General features: G+C 58.4%; 6 protein-coding genes and 2 pseudogenes. 6 read left to right on the top strand and 2 right to left on the bottom strand.

The genetic code is table 11. From position 1 onward, the window contains the following. Window positions 1-60 precede the first annotated feature (60 nt). The 3 genes from RFM98_RS30430 (at window position 61) to RFM98_RS30440 (ending at window position 2834) form a co-directional block, all read left to right on the top strand. Window positions 61-969 (top strand): NAD(P)-dependent oxidoreductase, encoded by a 909-nt coding sequence (locus tag RFM98_RS30430; protein ID WP_320312194.1) that lies wholly within the window; start codon window positions 61-63, stop codon window positions 967-969. A 26-nt stretch (window positions 970-995) separates the two neighbouring features. Further along, window positions 996-1769 carry a class II aldolase/adducin family protein gene (locus tag RFM98_RS30435; protein ID WP_320312195.1) on the top strand — a complete coding sequence of 258 codons (774 nt, stop codon included), beginning with the start codon at window positions 996-998 and terminating at the stop codon, window positions 1767-1769. Window positions 1770-1907: 138 nt separating this feature from the next. Next, window positions 1908-2834, top strand: coding sequence for a 2-hydroxyacid dehydrogenase (locus RFM98_RS30440; RefSeq protein ID WP_320312196.1), 927 nt, complete (start codon window positions 1908-1910; stop codon window positions 2832-2834). Window positions 2835-2893: 59 nt separating this feature from the next. Here RFM98_RS30440 and RFM98_RS30445 read toward each other — a convergent pair whose 3' ends face one another. After that, window positions 2894-3952: a GlxA family transcriptional regulator gene (locus tag RFM98_RS30445; protein WP_320312197.1), complete on the bottom strand. Its 1059-nt coding sequence runs from the start codon at window positions 3950-3952 to the stop codon at window positions 2894-2896. Window positions 3953-4052: 100 nt separating this feature from the next. On the opposite strand from RFM98_RS30445, the gene RFM98_RS30450 reads away from it, so the two are divergent. The 3 genes and pseudogenes from RFM98_RS30450 to RFM98_RS31290 all read left to right on the top strand — a co-directional run bounded on the left by RFM98_RS30450 (window position 4053) and on the right by RFM98_RS31290 (window position 8453). Next, window positions 4053-5126, top strand: coding sequence for a GlxA family transcriptional regulator (locus tag RFM98_RS30450; RefSeq protein ID WP_320312198.1), 1074 nt, complete (start codon window positions 4053-4055; stop codon window positions 5124-5126). Between the two features lie 1592 nt (window positions 5127-6718). Further along, window positions 6719-7516, top strand: coding sequence for a glycoside hydrolase family 12 protein (locus tag RFM98_RS30455; protein ID WP_320312199.1), 798 nt, complete (start codon window positions 6719-6721; stop codon window positions 7514-7516). A 133-nt stretch (window positions 7517-7649) separates the two neighbouring features. Next, window positions 7650-8453, top strand: a pseudogene (locus RFM98_RS31290) (DUF2397 family protein). 1 nt (window position 8454) lies between these two features. Here RFM98_RS31290 and RFM98_RS30465 read toward each other — a convergent pair. Next, window positions 8455-8580: pseudogene (locus RFM98_RS30465) on the bottom strand (transposase zinc-binding domain-containing protein); the annotation flags it as partial.

Raw genomic sequence — 8580 nt, forward strand, 5'->3', positions numbered from 1 at the left:
GGGCGGGTAGAAAAAGCGCATGTGCCGGAGCAGAACTCTGGCTGGCCAATGGAGACATCTATGCGGATTGCATTCATCGGGTTGGGCAACATGGGCGGGCCAATGGCCAGCAATCTGGCGCGTGCCGGCTACGAGCTTGGCCTTTTCGACCTGGATCCAAATAAGGTCGAAGCCGTGCGGGCGGCTGGGGCAGCGGCCGGTAACCGCGCAATCTCGTCTGCCACCACCGCTGCCGAGGCGGCTACTGGAGCTGACATAGCGTTCACATCGCTGCCAAACCCGAAGATCATTGAGGCCGCGGCGCTCTCAGAACAGGGGATTCTCGCCGGACTGCCGAAAGCCGCCGTCTGGATCGACCTTTCAACCAACAATCTGGACTGCGAGCGACGCATCCGCGCCGCTGCCACCGACCGGGAGATTGCGTTTCTTGACGCACCGGTTACTGGCGGGATTGAAGGAGCAGCTGCCGGAACTCTGATGATCATGGTCGGCGGCGACAAACATGTATTCGCGCGGTGCAAGCCAGTTCTAGAAAAGATTGGGAACCGGGTCATGCATCTTGGCCCTCACGGGGCCGGCTACGTGGCCAAAATTTCGCAAGTCGTGCTTTGCTACCTCAACTCGGTCGCGCTGAGTGAAGCCCTGATGCTGGGAGTGATGGGCGGGGTTCCTGCCGCGACCATGCTTGGAATCATTCAAGGCAGCACCGGAGCGAGCTATGTCGCGGACCGATATGGTCCGGCTATTCTTGACGGAAGCTACGATCCCGGCTTTGCGCTTGGCCTTGCACACAAAGACTTGGTCCTGACCCTGGAACTGGCAGAGTCAGTCGGCGCCACGTTGCCCATGTGCGAACAGGTTGAGGCGATCTACAAAAAGGCCGTTGACCAGTATGGTTTTGAGCAGAACCACCTCATGGCCGTGAAGCTCTTGGAAGAGCAGAACGGCACATTCCTCCGCTCCATCTGACAATAACCAATCGAAAGGACAAACCAATGGCACACGAGATGAAAGCCGAGGACTTCAGCGTCCAGGGCGGCCATGCGAACATTTCCAAGGAAGAGTGGGAAGCGCGTGTTGATCTTGCTGCCCTGTACCGCCTGGCGAATATCTACGGTTATGACGACCTGATCTGGAACCACATCACGATGCGGGTCCCAGGCACTGACCACCAGTTCCTGCTAAACCGCTTCGGCTTGCTGTACAATGAGGTCACCGCGTCCAATCTGATCAAGGTCGACGAAAACGGCAAGGTTCTCTACGGCCCTGCGGACGTCAATACCGCTGGTTTCGTTATCCATTCAGCAATTCACAACACTCACCACGACATGAAGGTCGTCTTCCACAGCCACGCGCCGGCGGGCCTGGCCATCACGGCGCTGCAGGATGGCCTTGAGTTCCTGACCCAGGACGGCTCAATGCTTTGGGGCGACATCGGTTATCATGACTGGGAAGGACTGTCCCTGACGCTGGAGGAACGGGATCGCCTCGCCAAAAACATCGAGGGCAAAAAATGCCTTATCATGAAAAACCATGGGTTCCTCGCGGTAGGTGCCACGGCCGGTGAGGCCTTCATGAATCTTTATTACACGGTTCGTGCCTGCCGCGTATTGATCGATGCCTATTCCACCGGCCTGAAGCTCGACAAGAGCAGCGAGGACATCTGGCGGCTGGCGCACCGCCAATACGACGATTTCCCGCTTGGCAAACATGAGTGGCCGGCGCTTTTGCGCCAGTGCGATCGGGTTGATCCTTCCTACCGCTCCTAGCATCCAGCTGGAACCCTCGGTCGGAAAACAACCGGGGCTTCCAGCCCCTATTCGTTAGTCAGAAGTCTTGCACGGAGGTCGAACGGGCAGCCGTACTTTCCGTGCGAGCCTATTCTCCTCCCAGGCGGTGCCCAACCCATGACCATCCTGTTGAACAACCATGGCTATGACAATGAAAGCTGGCGAATGGAAATCAGCCGTCAGCTTCCTGAATTGCCTGTCAAAGTGTTCGGTGAACCAATCAATCCTGACGAGGTCGTGTACGCAATGGTCTGGAATCATCCAGCCGGTGACCTCAATCGCTATCCTAATCTCAAGGCGATTTTTTCGCTCGGGGCCGGCGCCGAGCACTTTGTGGCAGATCCGAGTCTACCCGACGTCCCCGTCATCCTGCTCGCGGATCCGGCCGTCGCCCGCGACATGGCGGCACACGCCCTTTATTGGGTGCTGACATTTCACAGGCGATACGGGGACTATGGCTCCCAACAGAAAGAAAGGGTATGGCATCGCAAGCAGATCGTCCCCACGGGAGAGTTTCGCGTCGGGGTCTTCGGGCTGGGTCGCATCGGTACGGAAGTCGCCAGTCGCATCCACGATTTCGGATATGCCGTAAGCGGGTGGGACCGCAGTAACCGAAAAATCGAGGGAATTGATTGCTATTCAGGGGCGAATTCCCTCCCAGAATTCCTGAGCCGCAACGACGTGACCATCAACGCTCTCCCCCTCTCCCCGGAAACTCGCCACTTCCTCAATGAAAAGATTTTCGCAGCCATGCGTCCCGGCGGCTATTTCATCAATATTAGCCGCGGAGCGGTAGTCGATGACGAGTCACTGCTCAAGGTGCTTGACCGCGACCATCTCGCCGGGGCCGCTTTGGACGCATTCGCGCAGGAGCCGCTCCCTGCCGAACATCGCTACTGGTGCCATCCCAAGGTGTTTGTCACGCCGCATATGTCGGGCGCAACATTTGCGTCGAGCGCGGCCGCAGTGATCGCTAATAATGTCCGCCGCTTCGAACTCGGGCTTGAAGTCTTTCCGTTGTTTAACAGGGAAGCGGGCTATTAGGTCCGGTGGCATAAGATACCTGGCGCATCTTTGGCCCACACAACTACGCCGATCTTCACTTAAATCGCTGCAGGCTGAAGCCGCCGGGAAGGCACATCTAGATATCTCCCGGGTGGAAGCTTGCGCGCCTCATGGGGCGCTATCAGATGGGCCGCGCGAAAACATTTCGAAAAGTGGGACGCAGAAATGAAGCCGCATGCAATCGCAACGTCCAGCACCGGGAGCGCCGACTGGGCAAGCAGGAGTCTCGCGTGTTCCAGCCTCAGTTCCCGGAAATAGCGACGCGGCGAGCGGCCAAGCTCATTGCGGAAAAGCCGCTCGATTTGCCTCCTTGAGAGCCCCACAGCTGTCGCGAGCTCCGCCATGGTAAGAGGTGTGGCCAAATTCTCCTGCATCAACTCAATGAGTTTCACAACTGTGGGATTGATGGTTCCATGCTGGCGCAACAGCGGGAGCCGCTGACGCTCATCACCAGCGCGAATGCGGCCTGCCACGGCCAGGTCACCGACGTTCACCGCGACAGGTTCACCGCAATGCTGTTTGACGAAGTAGACCATCATGTCGAAGGCCGCCGTCCCTCCGGCACAGGTCCAGATACTGTCGTCGACCTCGTAGACGGTGGTCACGGATTCAACATGCATGAAATGTTCGTTGAAGGCAGGGTGTGCCTCCCAATGAATCGAGCACTTCCGGTCATTCAGCAGCCCGGTTTCGGCCAAGGCGATCACACCGCTTCCAAACGCTCCTATCATGATCCTGCGCTGCCTGCATTCCCGCAGCCAGGCGTTCAGCGCTTTGCTTGCGTGGCCGTCGTTGGGCTCGTCGCCGCAGACAATGGCCATCAGAGGGCGGTTGGGATGCGACTGATACCGGCGCTCCTGCGCCAAGTCGAAATCGGCTGAGACCGAGATGCCACAACTCGCATCGACAGCCTCTCCAGTTTGGGACACCATGCGCCAACGAAAAACATCGCGCCCGGCCGCGCGGTTTGCCAGCCTTAAGACCTCCAAAGCCGATGACAAAGCGAGCAGTTCAAAGCCGGGCGCCAGATAAAATGTTACTGTCCCAGCGTCGGGGGTGGCTGACGTCCATGTATCGCGGGACCAGTGATGGACCATTTCAGAGCTCTCCGGCAGCGTTCTCGGGGCGACGCTTGGTAATCAGATCGCGCCCATATGACGGTACGGGGGCATCCACGAAAAGGACATTTGCGTCAGCATGGCAGTAGTTTTGCGACAAGGCACGCCCCGTCCAGATTCCTGCATGGCTCCCGGGCGAATTCGCGGGCCTTTGTCAGTCGGGTTCCTCCTCCTCAACCGCTTTACGCTTGGGGCTTTCGCCAATTTCGTCGACGTGCTCCGCCTGGCCGCAGACGACGGCGACCGGAGCCGTCCAATCCGTTGCAAATGGCGTATCATCTCCCCCGACATGTCGCCGATCCGGTCGAGCTGTGGCGTCGCGATCTCTCCCCATGAGAGAATTGGCAATCTCCGTCGCTTTGACTACCTTGTTATTGTCGGCGGTGTCCTTGAGGAGGATAGTGTCCTGATCGACACGCGTTTTGACGAGCATCTTCGGAATGCTGCCGCTTTAGGCATTCCCCTGGTGGGACTGTGTACAGGTTCGTTCATCCTGCACCGGGCTGGCCTGATGGACGGTTACCGCTGTTGTGTCAGTTGGTTTCACAATTCGGATTTCCTTGGGCTTTTCTCTGGCTTGCAGGCCGTGTCCGACCAGATCTTCGTGGTGGATCGCGACCGACTGACCTGTTCAGGCGGTGCCAGTGCCGCGCACCTGGCCGCGTTCCTTGTCGACCGACATCTTGGCAAGGCTCTCGCAGCTAAAAGCTTGCGGATTATGATGTTCGACGAGGCGGCTAGAGGTGAGACTGCCCAGCCGACGGGGAGTCTGGAGGTCGTGGTTCGGGATAAGATCCTAAAACGGGTTGTATTGCTGATGCAGCATCACCTGGATGTCCCACTGACCATCGACCAGATCGCCGGCAAGCTCAACCTGAGCAAACGGATGATCGAGCGGCGCTTCCAGTCTGAGCTCACGACCTCCCCACAAGTGGTCTATACCCGGATACGCTTGGACCACGCACGTCATCTTTTGTCGCGGTCTGAAAAGTCGATTGGCAGTATCGCGTTGGAGTGCGGCTTCTGTGACGGCTCACATCTGAGCCGTGTTTTTCGCACTTATTACCAGCAGAGCCCCCAGCAATTTCGGCTCCAGAGCTTCATTCCACTGCCCGATGCTGCTGCGCCAGCTTGTCTATCAGGTGGTGCTTGACAGAACCGGCCCCCCCGTTCCCCGCCGCCCCCGTGCCTCGCCGCGGGATAACCATTTCCAGTTCCTGCCTACCAGTGTTTCTATTTCGAGAAATGCATCCGGCCAATAGACAGAACAAGAACTGCTCGTAACTGAGCTGGAGTTTCACTTGGGAGGCCATGGGCGCTGAACGCCATAGCAGAGCCACAGTTTGAAACAGGAGGCGTCGTCGCGACGGCACCTCGCATATCGAGACGCAGCCCGGGTGGCAACTGGGAAGTTCGCTGGCCACCAGCTTCCTGTCTGCGCAACAACGCAGCCACTATAACACGGTATGATGGCGCCGATCGTTCGCTTCGCGGCCACGGTGAGGGCCGCTGCTACTGCGCGGGCTGCCTGCGCCAGGGGGCGACGCCGTAATGGACGAGACCGCCTGGGAAAAGCGGGCTGGGTTCACGAGCACCAGGTGCGCGCAGCGCGCACGCGCCGCTCAGAGCTCCCTTTCTGATCCCCGCAAAGCCTGGAAAACGGAACGCATCTTGTGCCCCTCCAGGCTTTGCCGCAATCCCGGCCGCAGGACCCGCTCCGACGCAACATCGGGGCCTGGCGTGCGATAGAGTCGATGCTGCTTCTTGGGTCCAGTTCCTTTTCGGGCAAGGGCCTTCATGCCATTTTCTGGCAGGCTGGCGAAAAGTCTTTGGCCTCGGTTGGGTATTTTTGGTCCGCTTGTCACAATCCTCGCGGTCACTTGCAGGTAGAATGGCAGTCGCGAGGCTGGACGACCAGCAATGAGTTTCGTGCTGCTCGGCGCTATAGAGAGCCGGGCGCAGCGTTCAAGCGCCGACGCCGTGACAAGTGACCAACAGAAAACAGTTCTCCAGCGGAAATGCACAGACTTGGCGATCGGGAGGGATCGACGGACTGAACGAGGACGAGGGCAAATGGTGCGGCCTGGAGAACACTCCGCGATTGAACGCGTGCAAAAATGGCGGGCAGGTCCTGGCATAGTGCCACCGCTGCGGCGTTTTCGCGGTGGCAAATTCGATCTTCGAAGGCCGCCAGGCGAACTGCACAGCAGATGAGAGCCTGCTCGAAGCTGAGCTGTTCGGGATCGCAATTGCATGCCTGCCTTGCGGGCGGCAGCACGTTTCAGTATGCGTCGCTGGGGAATTACTAACCCTGCTCTCCACCTGTCTGAACGGCGTCTGGCGTTGCGGTGCGGCGTACATGGGCTATACGCTCCTGCTGAGGATCTGCTTCCAGATACATTGAGGGACAGAAATCAGCCCGCTCACCAATCCCTTTCCATCCTGCGTGCACACACCTCAGCAGAGGTGGACGATGAAAAAGTGGACGTCCGGCGGGCCTCCTGGCCGGCGCCGACGCATAGCCGATCGCGGCGGGAAAGCTGTTGAACGACCGCGTCGTGCCGTTCTTCTGATGAGCATCGCACTGAGCCCAACGGGTAGAAGACTCGTCAGCTTCTCGAAAGTTAAGCTCCCTAGCATTCGAACTTGGTCTCCAGATGCGGATGACTCAACTGGTGACGGACCCAGGCACTCGCCAAACGGATCGGTACGAGATCGATGTTCCCGTAACAGAAGGAGAGCTTCATGGATTCCACTCCGATAAACGGCACCGGTTCGCTGCCCTCTCCGCCGGGATACGTCGACAGACTCGATGATGATCTATTTAGGCAAGCTTTGAACCAAGCCAGGTCATCGACTGTCGCACTTGTCTCGGCAAACGCTCCGATCTGGAGGTCGAGCGCTCCATACGAGGACTTTTCACATGGCGGCTATTCCTGGAACAATGATATCTGGGGGGGAAAGGGCGCAGGGCCTCAGACAATTTCGGTGTACGCAGACAACCAGTGGAGCGTGTGGTCGAACCAGCCTAATACTGGAGGTATCAAGAGCTATCCCCACCAGGCTTTCAATGTCGGGAAACCGCTCAGTACAATTAAAACTCTGACTGGGAGCTTCAATCAGGATGTTCCTTCTGGCGGCGCCTGGGACACCGCCTACGACATCTGGGACAGCTCACATCAAAATGAGATAATGCTCTGGACAAACCACACCGGAAATCCAGACGGCAGCGGCAATGTTAAGCCTATCTCAAGTCAATATGACACTTCCGGTGCGGCGATTCCGGTCTACCGCAATGTCAATGTAGGCGGGGCGAATTGGAACGTGTTTGTAGGCTCCAATGGCCAAAGGGTAATCTCGCTGGTGCGCACTTCGAAGACCGACAGCGGGACGGTGGACATCAAGGGCGTCCTGGATTGGCTCAAGTCTAAGGGTTACTTTGGCGACATAAATGTCGGCAGCGTTCAATACGGCGTCGAGATTACCGGGTCTCCCGGGGGAGCGAACTTCAACTTCAAGAACTGCTCCGTGACTTCGACGTGATACATACAGGGGCGGCGGATCGCGTGAAAGGGATGTCGGCCAAGTATGTCGGCCGTCCCATCGCCTGTACGATCGCAAAAGGACGTCCCGATCGAAGGCTACGACTGCCTGGCATCATGGATCGCCGTGACCGATGTCGATCGCCGTCAACGCCTTCAACTCGCTCGTTTGCGCAATTGCTGGCCACGGGCGACTACCATGCGCCAGGCTTCATCAGCGTCTTTTTGGGGACGGGTGCGTTCAGATCCAGGCATCGTACCCTGAGGTCGACCTGCCCGACACCGACCTCGTCAATTTGAACTTCAGGGACATACTTTTTGGGTGCGCCGACCGGAGCTGCTGGCGCGCCGCCCAGACAAGGACTTTGTCCATGTGTGGAAAAAACGTCGTGGTGCTTGACGATCATCCAGAACAAAGCAAAAACACTCATGGTAGCTTAGAGGCAGAGATTTCCATGCAATTTGCGAGCGACTCAGCCGAGCTGTTCCGGCACCTGAATGCAGACAAAGCTACGCTCTACCGCTGCATCATGGACGTCTTCGCCGCAGCGAAACGGCAATATCGCCTTCAATTGAGACCAGACGATGTGCTCGCGGAAGCCTGATGGCCGAACGGATCGCCACGCATCGAGGAAATAAACGCCGCCCTCGCCCAGTTGGCGGAATGGGGCAATCTGGAATCGCACCCGGACACCGCGCGCGTGTCCAGTCTCAGCGATTTTTATCGCGCGCGGTTTTACGCGCGGCAATCCAACCGAGAAGCTCGATGCGATGGAGGCGATCCTGCCGCCTCACCTGCGGCGCGGCGTCTTCCAGCCCACCTACCGGCTGATCGAGCTGCTCAGGCGTACCTCGTAATGGAGAGCGGGGTTAGCGGTGATTGGTGCAGGTGCGCGATCAAATTGCTGCCAGCTCCCCATTACCGGCTTTGCCCATAAGACAGGAATTGTAGGCCACGCGGATCGCCCCGCAGGCTCGGCAGCCCTCGACATGGCCGCCGAGCTCGGCCGTCCGGCAGAGCTCGATCGCGCTCATCACACGCCGCTCGTTGCGTCCGAGATGGCC

This window comes from Mesorhizobium australafricanum, from assembly GCF_033977265.1.
Lineage (GTDB): Bacteria > Pseudomonadota > Alphaproteobacteria > Rhizobiales > Rhizobiaceae > Mesorhizobium > Mesorhizobium australafricanum.

What these genes read in the sequence shown, in the direction of transcription:
- RFM98_RS30430 (WP_320312194.1), top strand. Translation starts at nt 61, where the DNA reads ATGCGGATTGCATTCATCGGGTTGGGCAACATGGGCGGGCCAATGGCC.
- RFM98_RS30435 (WP_320312195.1), top strand. Translation starts at nt 996, where the DNA reads ATGGCACACGAGATGAAAGCCGAGGACTTCAGCGTCCAGGGCGGCCAT.
- RFM98_RS30440 (WP_320312196.1), top strand. Translation starts at nt 1,908, where the DNA reads ATGACCATCCTGTTGAACAACCATGGCTATGACAATGAAAGCTGGCGA.
- RFM98_RS30445 (WP_320312197.1), bottom strand. Translation starts at nt 3,952, where the DNA reads ATGGTCCATCACTGGTCCCGCGATACATGGACGTCAGCCACCCCCGAC.
- RFM98_RS30450 (WP_320312198.1), top strand. Translation starts at nt 4,053, where the DNA reads ATGGCAGTAGTTTTGCGACAAGGCACGCCCCGTCCAGATTCCTGCATG.
- RFM98_RS30455 (WP_320312199.1), top strand. Translation starts at nt 6,719, where the DNA reads ATGGATTCCACTCCGATAAACGGCACCGGTTCGCTGCCCTCTCCGCCG.